The organism is Brevundimonas sp. UBA7506, assembly GCF_002479495.1.
In the GTDB taxonomy this organism is placed as follows: Bacteria; Pseudomonadota; Alphaproteobacteria; order Caulobacterales; family Caulobacteraceae; genus Brevundimonas.
This window is the reverse complement of record NZ_DLNQ01000010.1, coordinates 312,486-327,330: the sequence shown is the minus strand read 5'-3', so window position 1 is coordinate 327,330 and position 14,845 is coordinate 312,486. Positions and strand designations below refer to the sequence as shown.

General features: G+C 70.0%; 19 protein-coding genes. 15 read left to right on the top strand and 4 right to left on the bottom strand.

Annotated elements, in window-relative coordinates; all coding sequences use genetic code 11:
- Positions 1–4: 4 nt before the first annotated feature.
- From gspI to B3K53_RS10525, 10 genes are all read left to right on the top strand, one after another.
- Positions 5–382: a type II secretion system minor pseudopilin GspI gene (gene gspI / locus B3K53_RS10570; protein ID WP_292084220.1), complete on the top strand. Its 378-nt coding sequence runs from the start codon at positions 5–7 to the stop codon at positions 380–382.
- Positions 379–981 carry a type II secretion system minor pseudopilin GspJ gene (gspJ, locus tag B3K53_RS10565; protein ID WP_292084219.1) on the top strand — a complete coding sequence of 201 codons (603 nt, stop codon included), beginning with the start codon at positions 379–381 and terminating at the stop codon, positions 979–981. Before gspI ends, gspJ begins: the two co-directional genes overlap by 4 nt.
- A complete protein-coding gene (gene gspK, locus B3K53_RS10560) occupies positions 978–1,964 on the top strand; it encodes a type II secretion system minor pseudopilin GspK (protein ID WP_292084218.1) in 987 nt (328 codons plus the stop codon). The genes gspJ and gspK overlap by 4 nt, the downstream gene beginning before the upstream one ends.
- Positions 1,961–3,070, top strand: a complete 1,110-nt coding sequence (gene gspL, locus B3K53_RS10555) for a type II secretion system protein GspL (protein WP_292084217.1) — start codon at positions 1,961–1,963, stop codon at positions 3,068–3,070. Before gspK ends, gspL begins: the two co-directional genes overlap by 4 nt.
- The gene (gene gspM / locus B3K53_RS10550; protein WP_292084216.1) at positions 3,070–3,546 is read left to right on the top strand and encodes a type II secretion system protein GspM; all 477 of its coding nucleotides are present in this window, start codon (positions 3,070–3,072) and stop codon (positions 3,544–3,546) included. The genes gspL and gspM overlap by 1 nt, the downstream gene beginning before the upstream one ends.
- A gap of 107 nt (positions 3,547–3,653) precedes the next feature.
- A complete protein-coding gene (locus tag B3K53_RS10545) occupies positions 3,654–4,100 on the top strand; it encodes a response regulator transcription factor (protein ID WP_292084214.1) in 447 nt (148 codons plus the stop codon).
- Between the two features lie 112 nt (positions 4,101–4,212).
- Positions 4,213–4,689: a hypothetical protein gene (locus B3K53_RS10540; RefSeq protein WP_292084213.1), complete on the top strand. Its 477-nt coding sequence runs from the start codon at positions 4,213–4,215 to the stop codon at positions 4,687–4,689.
- Complete coding sequence (locus B3K53_RS10535; protein WP_292084212.1) at positions 4,634–4,960, top strand: hypothetical protein; 327 nt, start codon at positions 4,634–4,636, stop codon at positions 4,958–4,960. Before B3K53_RS10540 ends, B3K53_RS10535 begins: the two co-directional genes overlap by 56 nt.
- A gap of 117 nt (positions 4,961–5,077) precedes the next feature.
- The gene (locus tag B3K53_RS10530; RefSeq protein WP_292084211.1) at positions 5,078–7,450 is read left to right on the top strand and encodes a TonB-dependent receptor; all 2,373 of its coding nucleotides are present in this window, start codon (positions 5,078–5,080) and stop codon (positions 7,448–7,450) included.
- Positions 7,451–7,512: 62 nt separating this feature from the next.
- Positions 7,513–7,773, top strand: coding sequence for a hypothetical protein (locus tag B3K53_RS10525; RefSeq protein WP_292084210.1), 261 nt, complete (start codon positions 7,513–7,515; stop codon positions 7,771–7,773).
- Positions 7,774–7,777: 4 nt separating this feature from the next.
- Here B3K53_RS10525 and B3K53_RS10520 read toward each other — a convergent pair whose 3' ends face one another.
- Positions 7,778–8,230, bottom strand: a complete 453-nt coding sequence (locus B3K53_RS10520) for a DUF983 domain-containing protein (protein WP_292084209.1) — start codon at positions 8,228–8,230, stop codon at positions 7,778–7,780.
- A gap of 170 nt (positions 8,231–8,400) precedes the next feature.
- Between B3K53_RS10520 and B3K53_RS10515 the strand changes: the two genes are divergently transcribed.
- Positions 8,401–11,286, top strand: coding sequence for a tetratricopeptide repeat protein (locus B3K53_RS10515; RefSeq protein WP_292084208.1), 2,886 nt, complete (start codon positions 8,401–8,403; stop codon positions 11,284–11,286).
- Positions 11,287–11,409: 123 nt separating this feature from the next.
- On the opposite strand, the gene B3K53_RS10510 is transcribed toward B3K53_RS10515, so the two are convergent.
- The 3 genes from B3K53_RS10510 to B3K53_RS10500 form a co-directional block, all read right to left on the bottom strand.
- The gene (locus tag B3K53_RS10510; protein ID WP_105564062.1) at positions 11,410–11,688 is read right to left on the bottom strand and encodes an HU family DNA-binding protein; all 279 of its coding nucleotides are present in this window, start codon (positions 11,686–11,688) and stop codon (positions 11,410–11,412) included.
- A 114-nt stretch (positions 11,689–11,802) separates the two neighbouring features.
- Positions 11,803–12,627 (bottom strand): flagellar type III secretion system pore protein FliP, encoded by an 825-nt coding sequence (gene fliP, locus B3K53_RS10505; RefSeq protein ID WP_292084207.1) that lies wholly within the window; start codon positions 12,625–12,627, stop codon positions 11,803–11,805.
- Positions 12,624–12,911, bottom strand: a complete 288-nt coding sequence (locus B3K53_RS10500) for a flagellar biosynthetic protein FliO (RefSeq protein WP_292084204.1) — start codon at positions 12,909–12,911, stop codon at positions 12,624–12,626. The genes fliP and B3K53_RS10500 overlap by 4 nt, the downstream gene beginning before the upstream one ends.
- 144 nt (positions 12,912–13,055) lie before the next feature.
- Here B3K53_RS10500 and flgB point away from each other — a divergent pair, with 144 nt between their 5' ends.
- The 4 genes from flgB (at position 13,056) to B3K53_RS10480 (ending at position 14,803) form a co-directional block, all read left to right on the top strand.
- Positions 13,056–13,460 (top strand): flagellar basal body rod protein FlgB, encoded by a 405-nt coding sequence (gene flgB / locus B3K53_RS10495; protein ID WP_207825738.1) that lies wholly within the window; start codon positions 13,056–13,058, stop codon positions 13,458–13,460.
- A gap of 13 nt (positions 13,461–13,473) precedes the next feature.
- Complete coding sequence (gene flgC, locus B3K53_RS10490; RefSeq protein WP_292084202.1) at positions 13,474–13,908, top strand: flagellar basal body rod protein FlgC; 435 nt, start codon at positions 13,474–13,476, stop codon at positions 13,906–13,908.
- Between the two features lie 10 nt (positions 13,909–13,918).
- A complete protein-coding gene (gene fliE, locus B3K53_RS10485) occupies positions 13,919–14,230 on the top strand; it encodes a flagellar hook-basal body complex protein FliE (protein ID WP_184265730.1) in 312 nt (103 codons plus the stop codon).
- A gap of 195 nt (positions 14,231–14,425) precedes the next feature.
- Positions 14,426–14,803, top strand: a complete 378-nt coding sequence (locus B3K53_RS10480; protein ID WP_292084200.1) for a VOC family protein — start codon at positions 14,426–14,428, stop codon at positions 14,801–14,803.
- The last annotated feature ends 42 nt before the right edge of the window (positions 14,804–14,845 follow it).

Genomic DNA, 14,845 nt, shown 5'->3' with positions numbered 1-14,845 from the left:
CGGGATGAGCGGGAACAGGGCGGGGCGGGCCAGGGAAGGCTTCACCCTGATCGAGCTGCTGGTGGCGCTGGCGGTGTTCAGCCTGGCGGCCCTGGCCCTGCTGAACCTCGGCGGCGAGAACACGCGGTCGGCGGCCCGCGCCGAGACGCGGACGCTGGGCGGCATCCTGGCCGAGAACCTGGCGGTCGAGGCCATGACGGCCCAGCCCGCCCCGGCGCCCGGCGACAGCGACGGGATGCAGCCCCTGGCCGGGCGCGACTGGCGCTGGACCCGCGCCGTAACCACGACCGACGACCCCGACATCCTGCGCATCGACATCCGCGTTTCCGACGATGAAGGCCAAGCGGCCGAGCGCGTACTGTTCCGGGCGGCGGCTCAATGAAATCGCGCGGCACAGATCGGGCCGGTTTCACCCTGATCGAGGTGATGATCGCCCTTTTGATCTTCGCCCTGCTGGCGGCGGCGGGTGTGCTGGTGCTGAGCCAGAGCGTCGACAACCGCTTCGTGGTGAAAGAGGCCACTGACCGCACGGCGCAACTGCAGCGCCTGCGCGCGACCCTGCGCGCCGATCTGGGCCAGGCCGCGCCACGCCGGGTGCGCGCCGCCAACGGTCAGCCCGCGACCTCGCCCATCCTGGCCGCCGAGGCGCCGGGCGATCCCCTGCTGGTGCTGGTCCGCGCCGGATGGAGCAACCCCGACGGCCGCCCGCGCGCCTCCCTGCAACGCGTCGAGTACCGGCTGGTCGAGGACCGGCTGGAGCGACGGGTCTATCCCTATCTGGACGGGACGCGGCCCGGCCCGCCGCAGGTGCTCTATCAGGGCGTCAGTGCCCCAAGCCTGGCCTTCATCAGCGCGGGCGCCGAGACGCCGCGCTTCATGCCCTCGCCCGACCGGCCCTTGCCGGAGGCGGTGCGGCTGGACCTGACGCTGGAGAGTTATGGACCGGTGCGCCAGCTGTTCGTGGTCGGAGGCGGGCGATGAGGGCGCGTGTCAACGACCGTGAAGGCATGGCCCTGCTGACCGTCCTGCTGCTCGTGGCGTTGATGGCGGCGGTGGCGGTGCTGGTGCTGGACGACATCCGCTTCTCGGTCCGCCGCACCATGAATGCGGAAACGCAAAGCCAGGCCCAGTGGTACGCGGCCGGGGCTGAAGCCCTGGCGCGGCGCCAGATCAATCGCCTGCGCGACCTTGATCCGGTGAAGACGCCGATCCAGCCGAACTGGAACGGCCGCGCCCTCAGCTTCCCCGTTGAGGACGGCTCGATCACCGCCCGCCTCAGCGATGGTCAGGCCTGTTTCAACCTGAACAGCGTGGTCGAGGGCCAGCTGGAGGTCTATGTCGCCCGGCCTCTGGGGGCGCAGCAGTTCGTCGCCCTGGGCCGCGCGTTGAACCTGCCCGAGGGGCGGATGCGGGCCATCGCCGACGCCCTGACCGACTGGATCGACACCGACACGACGCCGCGCGCGCAAGGCGGCGAGGACGCCGCCTATGCCGGGCAAAGCCAGCCCTACCGCACCGCCGGGACCCTGCTGGCCGAGGTCAGCGAGCTGCGCGCGGTGCGGGGCGTGGACGCCGCGACCTATGCGACCCTGCGGCCCTATCTGTGCGCCCTGCCGACCACGGCCCTGTCGCCGATCAATCCCAACACCCTGACGCCCGATCAGGCGCCGCTGCTGGTCATGCTGGCGGACGGCAAACTCAGCCTGGCCTCGGCCCGCGCCGCCATCGCCGCCCGGCCCGCCAGCGGCTGGAGCGACGCCAACGCCTTCCTGATGCAGGGGCCGATGGCGGGGGTACAATTGCCGATCCCGGCGCAGGACCAGCTGACGGTCCTTACCCGTTTCTTCAACCTGCGCGTGGACGTGGAGTTCGGCGGCAGCCGCGCCGTCCGTACCGCCCTGATCGAGCTGCCCCAGGCCGGTCCCGCGCGCACCGTCATCCAACGCTGGACCCTGGACGAATGAGCCGCATCCGACTGATCCTGATCCCGCCCTCGGCGGCCCTGCCGGCTTCCTGCCTGACGCTGGACGCGCAAGGAACCGTGCTGACGCGCGGCGTGGTCGAACTGGGCGGCCCCGAATCTGGTTTGGCGCCCGAGCCGATGCGCACCGTGGCCGTGGTTCCCGGCGCCGACGTCCTGATCCGCTGGCTGGACCTGCCGTCGGGCAGTCCGGCCCAGGTCGCGGCGGCGGCCCTGCACCATCTGCGCGACGACCTGGCCGCGCCCGCCGATCGGCTGAGCGCGGCGCTCGGGCCGGTCGCGGCGACGGGCGAGCGGCGGCTGGTCGCCGTGGTCGGGCGCGGCCTGTTGCAGACCTGGGGCGACTATCTGGCCAGTCTCGGCCTGAAGGCCGACGTCATGATCCCCGACAGCCTGATCCTGCCCGAGCCGGCCGAGGAAGGGGCCTTGAGCGCCGCCGTCTTCGGCGCCGACCTGGCCCTGCGCGGGCGCGAACTGGCGCTCAGCGTCCAGCCCGATCTGGCCGAGGCCGTGGCCGGGGGGCGCAGGCTGGAGCGGATTGGCCGCGCCGACGAGATCGAGCGCCTGCTGGCCGCCGCCGCGCTGAACCCGCCGATCAACCTGCTGGCCGGCGCCGGGCGTCGCGTCGAGGCCGACCGGCGTGGGTGGAAGCGGGCAGGGGCGCTGGCGGCGGCCCTGATCGTCTCGCCGCTGATCCTGACCCTGGCCGCCGCCGGGCATGACGAGTGGCGTGCTCGCGACGCCGCGCATCGCGCCGAGGTCGTCGCACGTCAGGCCTTCCCGGACATCGCTCCAAACGCCGACGCGGTCGCCGAGGCGACGCGCCGCCTGACCACGGCCCCGCCGCCGGGCGGCCCGACCGCCGCCGCCGCCGCCCTGTTCGCGGCCGTCGAGAGCGTCGAGGGCGCCGAACTGGACAGTCTCACATCCGACGAGAACGGGGTGCGCGCCACCGTCACCTACGCCGCCTATCAGGACCTCGACGCCCTGCAGCAGGCCATGGCCGGGCATGGAATGTCGCTGACCGATGAAAGCACCGTGGACGACCAGGGCAAGGTCGTCAGCGAAGTCCGCGTGGGAGGCGCCTGATGAACCGGATGATCCAGTCGGTCGGCCTGTGGTGGGACGGGCGTTCGGCGCGTGAGCAGAAGATGCTGGCGATCATGGGGCTGCTGATCGCCGCCGTCCTGATCTGGCTGTTGGTCCTGCGCCCGGCCTGGGCCTGGCGCGAGGCGGCGTCGGAACGAAGGGTCGAGGGGACGGCCGCCCTGACCCGCATCGAAACTGGGCTGGCGACGCGGGCGCCGACCAAGTCAGGGACGTCCATGCCGCTGGTCGAGGTCGAGCAGGCGGCCCGCAGCGCGGCCGAAGCCGCGGGCCTGACCGTCGCCCTGACGGTGGACGAAGCCGGCGGCATCGCCTTTGACGCCTCGGGCGCGACTTCGGCCGCCCTGTTCGGCTGGCTGGCGAGCCTGAAGACGGAGTACGGCGTCGAAACCCGCGATCTGACCGTCATTGAGAACGCCGACGCGACCCTGGACGCGAGCGGAAGTCTGGGCGGCTAGAGCGGCGGACGACGGTCGAGAAGGCCGTGTGGCGCTTTACCATCTGGACGTCACGCCCTCCGACTGGCTAACCCTTGCTTGTGGCAAACGATGTTCCAAACCCGAAATTGACGCCTCGTGAACTGGAGATCGTCCGGTTGGCGGGGCAGAGGCTGGGCGACAAGGAAATCGCGCAGCAACTGAACCTGTCGCCGCGCACGGTCCAGAATCACCTGCATCGCGCGTATGAGAAGCTGGGGGTTTCAGACCGCCTGCAGGCGGCCCGTCGCCTGAGTGATCTCTACTCATGGGTATCAAACCCGCTATCCGACGCCGCTCCGTGTGCGCCAATGGAGCCAGTCTCTGCGGCGCCTGCGACGGCGCTTGGGGGCGGGAAGGCGCGGCGTTCGCTCTATGAGCGGTATGTGGCGCTGGACAGTTGGCGCCGACCCAGGAAGCTGGGGGGCTCCCTGCTGTGGCTGATCCTGGGCTGGTCTCTGGCCTGGCTTTTGATCGCCGCGGTCGGCGCCAGTCTCGCCAACCCCGTCCTCGAGTCCGTCCAGCGCCTGCGGTGATGCTCACTCAGGAGGCACGCGGGCGATGCCGATTCGAAACGAGAGGCGCTTCGCGCGGGGCGCCGTATCCGCCATCGGCGGGCGCGGGCCATGCGCGGGTTGATACGTAGCGGTGCATCCCTTCCACATCGTCATGCTGAGCGCCAACCTGCTCGGCCTGGGCCTGATCCTGTGGCGCGGGGAATGGGTGGATCGCGCTGCGACCCTGGCTCTGGTCGCCGTGGTCGCGGCGACCAGCGTGCTGCAACTGTTGAACGCGCCGGGCCTGATGGTCTGGGTCGCCGTTCTGGACGTCCTGCTGTTCTTCACGCTGTGGGCTCTGGCCGAGCGCGGCGAGCGCTGGTGGATTGTCGCCCTGGCGGGGTTCCAGTTCATCGCGGTCGTCGCCTATCTGGCGCCCTTCTTCGCCTGGAAGCGGCTGGAATGGGCCGTGATCAGCGTGAACTGGGCCGTCTGGGCGCTCGACAGTCTGTGCGTCTTCTTCGGCGTCTGGGAGGCGTCCTACGCCCGTCGCTTCGCGCGGGAGCGGGCTGATGGCGCGAGAATGGACGCTGGAAGCCGCGCGCGTTCTGCTGCTTCGATGGAGTAGCAAGACGATCGAGCGCGCGGTGCGCGACGGCGGGCCGTCGGTCGAGCTGGCAGGGCTGGAGGCCTGGTTGCTGGAGCAGCAGCCGGCCTGTCTGGCGGAGGCAGAACGTCTGCTGGACCTGATCACGGCGCACGAGGCGGGCGTGGACGGCGACCTGGCCGCCCTGTGCGGCATCGGCGGCGCGGTGCGCAACGATTTGGGCCGTCATCAAAGCCGCGTGGACGTCAGCTTCGCGCCCTGCGCCTCCGGGCCGATGGCCGGTCGAGCCTGAGAAGTCATCTCCTGCTGACGCGGGGCGAGGCTTTCAACCCGCCGGCCCGACTGCTAGAGCGCGGCCTCTGTCCGCGATCCGGCCGCGCGCCGTCGCGCCCCCAAGCGGTTCACCTCCATGACGACCCCATTCCGCGCCGCGCAGCTGGCGTCCGTCGCCCTGCCTCTGCTCGCTTTCGCCGCGCCGGTCCTGGCTGAGACGACGCCGGAAGGCCCGAGCCAGGTGTCCGACATCGTGGTGACGGCCCAGCGGCGCGAGGCCGCGCTGGCGTCGACGCCCCTGTCGCTGACGGTGACGGCCCAGCCCTTGCTGAACGACGTCGGCGTGCGCGACATCAAGGACCTTCAGATCCTGACGCCGGGCCTGGTGGTGGCCTCGACCTCGAACCAGACCTTCACCACGGCCCGCATCCGCGGAGTCGGCACGGTGGGCGACAATCCCGGGCTGGAAAGCTCGGTCGGCGTCATGATCGACGGCGTCTATCGCCCGCGCAACGGCGTGGCCCTGGGCGACCTCGGCGAGGTCGAGCGCGTCGAGGTGCTGAAAGGCCCGCAGGCCACCTTGTTCGGCAAGAACACCTCGGCGGGCGTCATCAACGTCGTCACCGCCGCCCCGTCCTTCACCCCGCGCATGGCGGGCGAGGCCACCTTCGGCGACTACGGGACCGCAGGCGGTTCGGCGTCCCTGACCGGCCCCCTCGTGGACGAGGTTCTGGCCGGGCGTCTGTACGTGGCCGCGCGCCGTCGTGACGGTCTCTATGACGTGCGCACCGGCGATGGCCCGCGCACCGAAACCGACGATCAGAACGAGCACTACGACACCGTGCGCGGCCAGCTTCTGTGGCGCGCCACGCCCGACCTGACCGCCCGTCTGACCGCCGACTGGACCGAGCGGGACGAGCGCTGCTGCGTCGGCGTGCAACTGGCGACCGGAAGCACCGCGCCCCTGCTGGCCACCTTCGCCCCCGACGGCGGGGTGGCGGCGACGCCCAACCCCTGGGCGCGCGTGGCTTATTCAAACCGCGACACCAACACCCGCATCCGCGACAAGGGCCTGGCCCTGCACCTGAGCGCCGACCTGGGCTGGGCCAGGCTGGACAGCAGCACGGCGGTGCGCGACTGGCGCGGCGTCATCAGCCAGGACTGGGACTTCACCTCGGCGGATCTGGCCTATCGCCCCGACGACGGCAGCTGGTCCAACCGCTTCCGCACCCTGACGCAGGAGGTGCGCCTGTCGGGCCAGCGCGACCGGCTGGACTGGTCGGCGGGGCTCTTCCTGTCGGACGAGCAGCTGACCCGCCGCGACAGCCTGCTCTACGGGGCCGACTACGAGGCCTACGTCGGCCGTCTGTTGTCGCGCTCAAGCGCCAATCCGCTGGGCGATCCCAACCATGTCTCGACCCTGACCGGTCTGGCGGTCGGCCAGAGCTTCGTCGAGGGCGAAGGCCAGATGGACCGCTACTGGCAGACGACGCAGAGCGCGGCTCTGTTCGCGCAAGTCTCCTACGCCGTGACTGACCGTCTGACCCTGACCGGGGGCCTGCGCCGCACCCACGAGACCAAGGACATGAGCGCGGCCTATGAAAACACCGACGGCGGCCGCGCCTGCGCCGCCGCCCTGGCCAAGGGCGTGGTCAACGGCACCCTGTGCCTGCCCTGGTCGAACCCGGCCTTCAACGGTCTGAAGACCTCCGAGACGGTCAAGGACGAGGCCTGGACCGGTCTGGCCCGCGCCGAATATCAGGCGACCGAGGGCCTGCGCCTCTACGCCGGCTGGTCGCGCGGCCGCAAGAACGGCGGCTTCAACCTGGACCGGGGTCAGACCAACCGCGTCCCCGACACCTCGCGCGCCTTCGGGGCCGAGACCGCCGACGCCTGGGAGGCCGGGGTCAAGAGCGTGATGCTGGACCGTCGCCTGCTGGTCTCGGCCGCCGCCTTCCGCCAGACCTATGACGACTTCCAGCTGAACACCTTCCTGGGCACCACCTTCCTGGTGCGCTCCATCCCGCAGGTGCGCGCCAAGGGCGTAGAGGCGGACGTCATGTTCCTGCCGGTCGAGGGCCTGTCGCTGCAGGGCGGGCTGACCTACGCCCAGACGGAATACGGCCACGACCCCATCGCCGGTCTGCCGCTGTTGGCCGGTCGCCGCCTGAACTTCGCCCCGCTGTGGAGCGGTTCGCTGGCGGGGACCTATGAGCGTCCGGTGGGGGCGGGTCTGACGGGCCGCGTCACCCTCGCGGCCAAGTATTCTTCGGAATACAACACCGGCTCGGATCTGGACCCGGCCAAGAGCCAGCCCGGCTTCTGGCTGGTGGACGGCCGCGTGGCCCTGGCCAAGGACGAGGCCTGGAGCGTCGAACTGTGGGGCAAAAACCTGTTCGATCAGGACTACCGCCAGGTGGCCTTCGGCGCCCCGTTCCAGACGGGCACCCTCGGCGCTTTCCTCGGCGCGCCGCGCACCTTGGGCGTGACGCTGCGGGTCGTGCGCTAGGCCGGGTGGCGCCGGACGAGGAATGCCCTATGTCTGGCGCCGTCATTTCTTGGAGAAACAGTATGACCCAGACGCGCGATCAGGTTCTGAGCGGCGAAGTCGAGATCGACGGCGTGACCTTCGTGAACTGCGAGTTCAAGAACGCCCGGCTGGTCTACCGCGGCGGTCTGGCGCCCAACTTCAGCAATTGCCGCTTCACCCAGTCGAACTTCGCCTTCTTCGACAGTGCGGCGAACACCCTGAACTTCCTGCGCGCCATGGCGCCCAAGGAGACCAATATGCGGGGCGTGGTCGCCGGCCTGATGCCGGAACTCGGGATCTAGGGGCTCAGTCGGCCTTGCGCGCTTGCTCGCGGGCGGCGCGTTCGGCCTGGCCGCGCCAGCCGTAGCCCTGGCCGTGCTTGCCGACGCTGACAAAGGTCGCTTCCTCGGCCTTGTGGAAATACTGCTCGGCCACCATCCAGCCCTTGAACGGCCGCAGCACGCCCAGGCACATCAGGGCCAGGATCGGCAGGGTGACGACGAAGTGCACCCAGACCGGCGGGTGGACGTTGAACTCGAAAATCATGAAGCCGATCATGCCGACGATCCCCACCGCCGACATGACGAAGAAGGCCGGGCCGTCCGCCGGGTCGGCGAACCCATAGTCCAGACCGCAGTTCGAACATTCCTTGCGGATGGTCAGATAGCCCTGGAACAGCGCACCCTCGCCGCAGCGCGGACAGCGGCAGCGGATGCCGGTCTTCAGCGGGCTGAGGGGCGGATAGACGGGGTCGGACACGGCAACACCTGACGAAATACGGTGACGATAACGTCGATACCGTCGATGTCGGCCTTTCGCACGGGCGCCGCAAGCGGGTGATTTGTCCTACCCGCATGGCAAGGTTTTTTCAGCGGGGCTTTAACCGACGTTAACCGCGATTAAAGCCCTTCGCGCGAGGGTGCGCGCGTATGTCCGGGGCAACCGCCAGCAAGCGCGTTCTGAAGACGACCGTGGCGGCCGCCGCGGCGGGCGTCGTCGTCTTCGCGCCCCTGGCCCCGCACGCCGAGGGCGCAGGGCCCCGTTCGGGCGATCCGGTCGAGATCCGCGTCGGCGCCAACGCCGGCTTCACCAAGGTCGAATTCGCGGGGGCCGTGGGTTCCCGCGCCCGGGTGCGCCAGGACGGCCGCGCCGTCGTCATCCGCATCGGCACGACCGCAGCCCCCGACGTCAGCCGCCTGCGCGTCGATCCTCCCAAGGGGGTCGAGAAGGTCGAGACCCGCTCGGTGCAGGGCGCGACCGAACTGGTTCTGACCCTGGCCGAGGGGGCGGGCGTCCGCTCCGGCGCCGCCGACGGCGCGGTCTGGATCAACCTCTACGCCCCCGGCGCGGCGCCGGAAGGGACCAAGCCCTCGGTCGTGCCCGCCGGCGGCGCCGTGCCCGTCACCGCCGAGGTCAAGGACGAGACGACCCGACTGACCTTCGCCTGGGCCGCGCCGGTCGGGGCCGCCGTCTTCCGCCGCGGCGACGCGGTCTGGGTGGTGTTCGACGCCGCCGCCCGCATGAACATGCCCGCCGCCGCCAAGGCCGGCGATGCGGCCAAGGCGCGCTGGGCCGCCGGGCCGGACTTCACCGCCATCCGCATTCCCGTCGCCGAGGGGCAGGGGGTGTCCGCCCGCGCCGACGGCGCCGCCTGGACCATCACCCTGGGCGGGCCGACCACCGCCGCCAGCGGGATCGACATCGGTCGCGACGACAGCGTCCAGACCGCCCTGACCGCGCGCATGGCCGGGGCCACCAGGACCGTCTGGCTGACCGATCCCATGGTCGGCGACCGCTTCGCCGCCGTCACCGCCCTGGCCCCCGGCAAGGGGCTGAGGACCGGACGGCGCACCGTCGACCTGGCCCTGCTGCCCACCGCCCACGGCCTGGCGGTCGAGACCCCGACCGACGATCTGACGGTCAAGGCCGAGGGCGACATCGTCACCCTGTCGCGGCCACGCGGCCTGCGGCTGTCGCCGCCGACCGTGGGGCTGGAAGCGGCCGCCGCTGAGGCCCACGCCCCGCGCGCCGCCGTCCGTCCGGCCCTGATCATTGCCGACTGGGCCGATCTGGGAAGCGACAGCTTCAACGACCGCCATCGCGCGCTGCAGGTCGCGGCCGAACTGGAAAGCGGCCGCGCCGCCGAGGACCCCCGTGCGCCGATCGAGGCGCGACTGGCCTACGCCCGTTTCCTGGTGGGGCAGGGGCTGGGCTATGAGGCGATCGGCGTGCTGAACGCCCTGGTCAAGCAGACCCCGGCCATGCAGGGCGTGGCCGAGGTGCGCGGCCTGCGCGGCGCCGCCCGCGCCGCCATCGGCCGATACGCCGAGGCCGAGGCCGACTTCTCGTCCGGGGCTCTGGCCGGCGATCCCTCGACCCGCGTCTGGCAGGGCTATATCGCCGCCCAGCGCAGCGACTGGACCACGGCGCGTCAGGCCTTCGCCGCCGGCGCGGGCGTGGTCGACAACTTCACCCCCGAATGGCGCGCCCGCTTCGGCACGGCCCATGCCCTGGCCGCCGTCGAGACCGGCGATCTGGACGCCGCGCGCGAGCTTCTGGCCTATGTCTTCAGCCAGCCGGGCGTCTCTGCGCCCGATCAGCTGACCGCCCGTCTGGTGCAGGCCCGGCTGTTCGAGCTGGAACAGAAGCCGGCCCAGGCCCTAGCCCTCTACAAGGCCGTCGCCCGCGCCCCGCTGGACGGCATCTCGACCCCCGCCCGCCTCGGCGTGGTGCGTCTGGAGATGGCCAAGGGGACGCTGAAGCCCGATCAGGCCGCCGCCCAGCTGGAGGCCCTGAAATGGCGCTGGCGCGGCGACGGCACCGAACTGGCGGTGATCCGCAGCCTGGGCGAACTCTACCTGTCGCAGGGCCGCTATCGCGAGGCCCTGACCACGCTGAAGGCGGCAGGCCGCAAGATCGTGGTCCTGCCCGGCGGCGACAAGCTGCAGTCCGATCTGGACAACGCCTTCCGCGCCCTCTTCCTCGACGGCGCCGCCGACGGGCTGCAGCCGGTGCAGGCGCTCGCCCTCTTCTTCGACTTCCGCGAACTGACCCCGGTCGGCGCCGACGGCGACGAGATGGTGCGGCGTCTGGCCCGGCGCCTGATCGACGTCGACCTGCTGGATCAGGCGGCCGAGCTGCTTAAGTATCAGGCCGACAACCGCCTGGACGGCGTGGCCAAGGCCCAGGTCTCGACCAACCTGGCCATGGTCTATCTGATGAACCGCCAGCCGGAGGAGGCCCTGCAGGCCCTCTGGAGCTCGCGCACCACCCTTCTGCCGACTGCCATGAACAGCGAGCGCCGTGCGCTGGAGGCCCGCGCCCTGATGGAGCTGGGCCGCTACGATCACGCGCTGGAAGTCCTGGCCAAGGACGCCTCGCCCGCCGCCCGCGACGTACGCGCCGAGATCTTCTGGAAGCAGCAGCAGTGGGGCCCGGCCGCCGCCATCTATGAGCAGCAACTGGGCAATCGCTATCGCGACGCCCTGATCCCGCTGACGGCGGACGAGGAGAACCGGCTGATCCGCGCCGGGGTCGGCTATTCGCTGGCGCGCGACGCGGGGGCGCTGAACCGCCTGTCGGCCAACTATTCGGGCTTCGCCGACAAGGCCCGCTCGCCGGGCGGCATCCGCATCGCGCTCGCCGGTCTGGACGGGGCTGACGGCTCGGGGCGTCCGCAGGACTTCGCCACCCTCAGCGCCGGCGCCGACACCTATGCCGGCTGGATCGCGGCCACCAAGGCCGAGTTCAGACAGAAAACGGGCGGAGACCGCCCTGCGACCCCCGCCCGTCCCCAGGCGGCCGGAGCAGCCTGATATTTTAGGCCCCTAGCGTCTCGCACGCGGTGCGAGACTGCTTGAGGGGATTGGCGCTCATACCAGCTGTCCGCGATGCGTGAGCCGGGTCAGAGCGCCGTGGACCCGTGCGGGTCCGAAGGCTTAGCCGTTGACGGCGTCCTTCAGCGGCTTCGACACGCGGAAGCGCACGGCCTTCGAGGCGGCGATCTTGATGGTCGCGCCGGTGGCCGGGTTGCGGCCTTCGCGCTCGGCGCGCTCGGCGGTGTCGAAGACGCCCAGGTTCGAGATGCGGACGTCCGAACCCGAAACCAGGCTCTTGTGGATGTTCTTGACGATCGCGTCGAGGACGCGGCCGGCGTCGGCCTGCGAAACACCTGCGTCCTTGGCGACGGCGGCGATCAGTTCGGCTTGAGTGGTCATAAGGGTTTTCCCAAAGGTGGTCGCCCGATTCCCGGGCGAAGACCGGAGGATCAACACGCGTTTGGCGCAGCTTGGCAAGCCCGCATGACGCTCAAAACCCCTGAGGCTGGGGACTTATCCCCCGCCGGCCGCTCTCTGGAAGCTCTCCACGAGGCTGCCCGCGACCAGCCGCCAGCCGTCCACCAGGACGAAGAAGATCAGCTTGAACGGCAGGGAAATGACCACCGGCGGCAGCATCATCATACCCATGGACATGAGCACGCTGGCGACCACCAGATCGATCACAAGGAACGGAACGAAAAGAAGAAATCCGATCTCGAAGGCCTTCTTCAACTCGCTGATCATGAAGGCCGGGGTGACCACCCGCAGGGGCAGTTCCTGCACGTCGCGCGGGGGCTCGATTTTCGACAGCCGTGTGAACAGGGCCAGGTCGTCGCGCCCCACCTGGGCCAGCATGAAGGTTTTCACCGGTTCGGAGGCCGCATCGAAGGCCTGAGGCAGCTCCATCTGCTGATCCATCAGCGGCCGGATGCCCGAATCATAGGCGTCCTGCCAGGTCGGGGCCATGACGATGGCGCTCAGGAACAGGGCCAGGGAGACCAGGACGGCGTTGGGCGGCGACTGCTGCATGCCGAGCGCCGTGCGCAGCAGGCTCAGCACCACGATGATGCGCACGAAGCTGGTGGTCATGATGACGATGGACGGGGCCAGCGACAGGACGGTCATCAGCCCGACCAGCTGCACCACCCGCTGGGTCAGGCCCGCGCCCGTGCCCAGGTCGATGTTGATGGCCGATCCGCTCTGGGCCGCCTGGGCGGCTTCCTGCGCCAGAGCCCCCAGGGGCCAGACCAGGCACAGGGCGGTGGTGACCAGCGACAGCAGGGCGGCGCGCTTCAGCTCCGCGCGGGTCGGCATGCCGAAAAGGGCGGGGCGGCTCATTGGTCTTCTCCTGACGGGATCGCCTGACCGCGCGGTTCGATCAGTTCGCGCCCTTCGCCCAGCAGGATCAGCCGCTCCTCGGCGTCCACCCGCACCAGGACCAGGCGCCGGGCCGGGTCCAGCACCAGGGTCTCGATCACCTGCAACCGGCGCGCGCCGCGTTCGGCCTGCAGCCTGGCCAGCACCTGGGGCGCATAGCGACGCGCCGCCCAGGCGGCCAGACCGATCAGGCCCAGCGTGATCGCCAGGCCGAACACCGCCCGGAACAGGTCGAGGAAATTCATGCGGATTCGAGGCCCCAACAGCGCCCGTATGCGCGCCGCTTCGCCCGCACGTTTCACGGCTCGTGGTTAACGCCGCGTTTAGAAACACGGAATATTAACCATGCAGGCGGCAAATTCTGCCGGTCCATCGTTCGAGGGTCCTTCGTGTCCGTCACCGACATTCCGCTGCTGAACCAGATCAAGGGCCGTCTCGGATGGCTCGACGATCGTCAGCGCGTGATCGCCCAGAACGTCGCCAACTCCGACACCCCCGGCTTCATGGCCCGCGACCTGAAGGCGCCGACCGACTTCGCCGAGGCGATGCGCACCGGCGGCGGGCTGAAGATGGTCGCCACCAACGCCCGCCACATCTCGCCGGCGGGGCAGACCGCCCGCTTCGAGTCGCTGAACGCGCCGGATTCGGAGACCACGCTGGACGGCAACTCGGTCGTGGTCGAGGAGCAGATGCTCAAGATGGCCGAGAGCCGCATGGCCTATGACGCGGCCATCGGCTTCTACCAGAAGTCCATGCAGATGATCCGCATGGCCGCCAAGAAGCCCGGCGTCTGAGGGAGACTGAACCATGCCTGATCCCGTCAACGGCCGTCCCGTCACCCCGCGCAACACCGCCATGGGCGTCGCCGCCGGCGCCCTGAAGGCGCAGCAGTCGCGCATGCGCATCATCGCCGAGAACATCGCCAACGCCCAGTCGACGGCCACGGTCGCGGGCGGCGAGCCCTATCGCCGCCAGACTCCGGTGTTTCAGGCGCGCAAGGTCGACGGCGCCACCGGCGTGGTCCTGGCCGAGGTCCGCCCGGACCAGAGCCCCTTCCGCATGGAATACGACCCCTCGCACCCGGCGGCCAACGCCGAGGGCTACGTCCAGCGGCCCAATGTCGACACCCTGGTCGAGGCCATGGACATGCGCGAGGCGCAGCGCGCCTACGAAGCCAACCTGAACGTCATCGAGACGGCGCGGAACATGGAGTCCCGCACCCTCGACATCATCAAGAAGTAAGGGCTAGGCCATGAATCCCATGATGGCGGCCAAGGCCTATGCAGCGGTTCAGGGCGGGGCCATGCCCACCGCCACGCCGCCCAGCGCCGCCTCGGCGGCCCAGGGACCGGGCTTCTCGGAACTGCTGCAGAACGTCATGACCCAGACGGCGCAACAGACGCGCGGCGCCGAAACCCAGATGGCCCAGATGGTCCAGGGCCAGGGCAGCCTGATCGACGTCGTCACCGCCGTCTCCTCCGCCGAAGCCTCGCTGGAAACCGTCATGGCGGTGCGCGATCAGGTCATCTCGGCCTATCAGGAAATCATGCGGATGCCGATCTGACGGCTCCTGCTTCCGTCATCCCGGGGCCGCGCAGCGGAACCCGGGATCCAGGCGGTTGTGCATCTGCAATCCTCGCCAGTTCTCGCTGAAACCTCTGGGTCCCGGATCGTCGCTACGCGCCGTCCGGGATGACGACAGATGGGGGCGGATCGAACTGCGCCCTCACCGGTTCTCTTCGCATCACGGAGAGACCTCATGCTCAAGAACAAGAACTCCTCGGCCATTGTGGCGGTGAAGGATCTGGATCGCGCCAAGACCTTCTATTCCGACGTGCTGGAGCTGAATCTGGCCGACACCTCGAACGAGGGGATGCTGGGCTATCGCACCGGCTCGACCTGGCTGACCGTCTACAAGTCCGACTTCGCCGGCACCAATCAGGCCAACGCCGTCAGCTGGGACGTCGGCGTCGAGCTGGACGACATCGTCGAGGGGCTGAAGACCAGGGGCGTGACCTTCGAACACTATGACGACATGGGACGCCAGGGCGACATCCATGTCTGCGGTTCGCTGCGTCTGGCCTGGTTCAAGGACCCCGACGGCAACATCCTGCATCTGGTCGGCTCAACGGGGTGAAACTGGCGATCCTCCCCTGCGAAGCGGGGGAGGGGGACCATG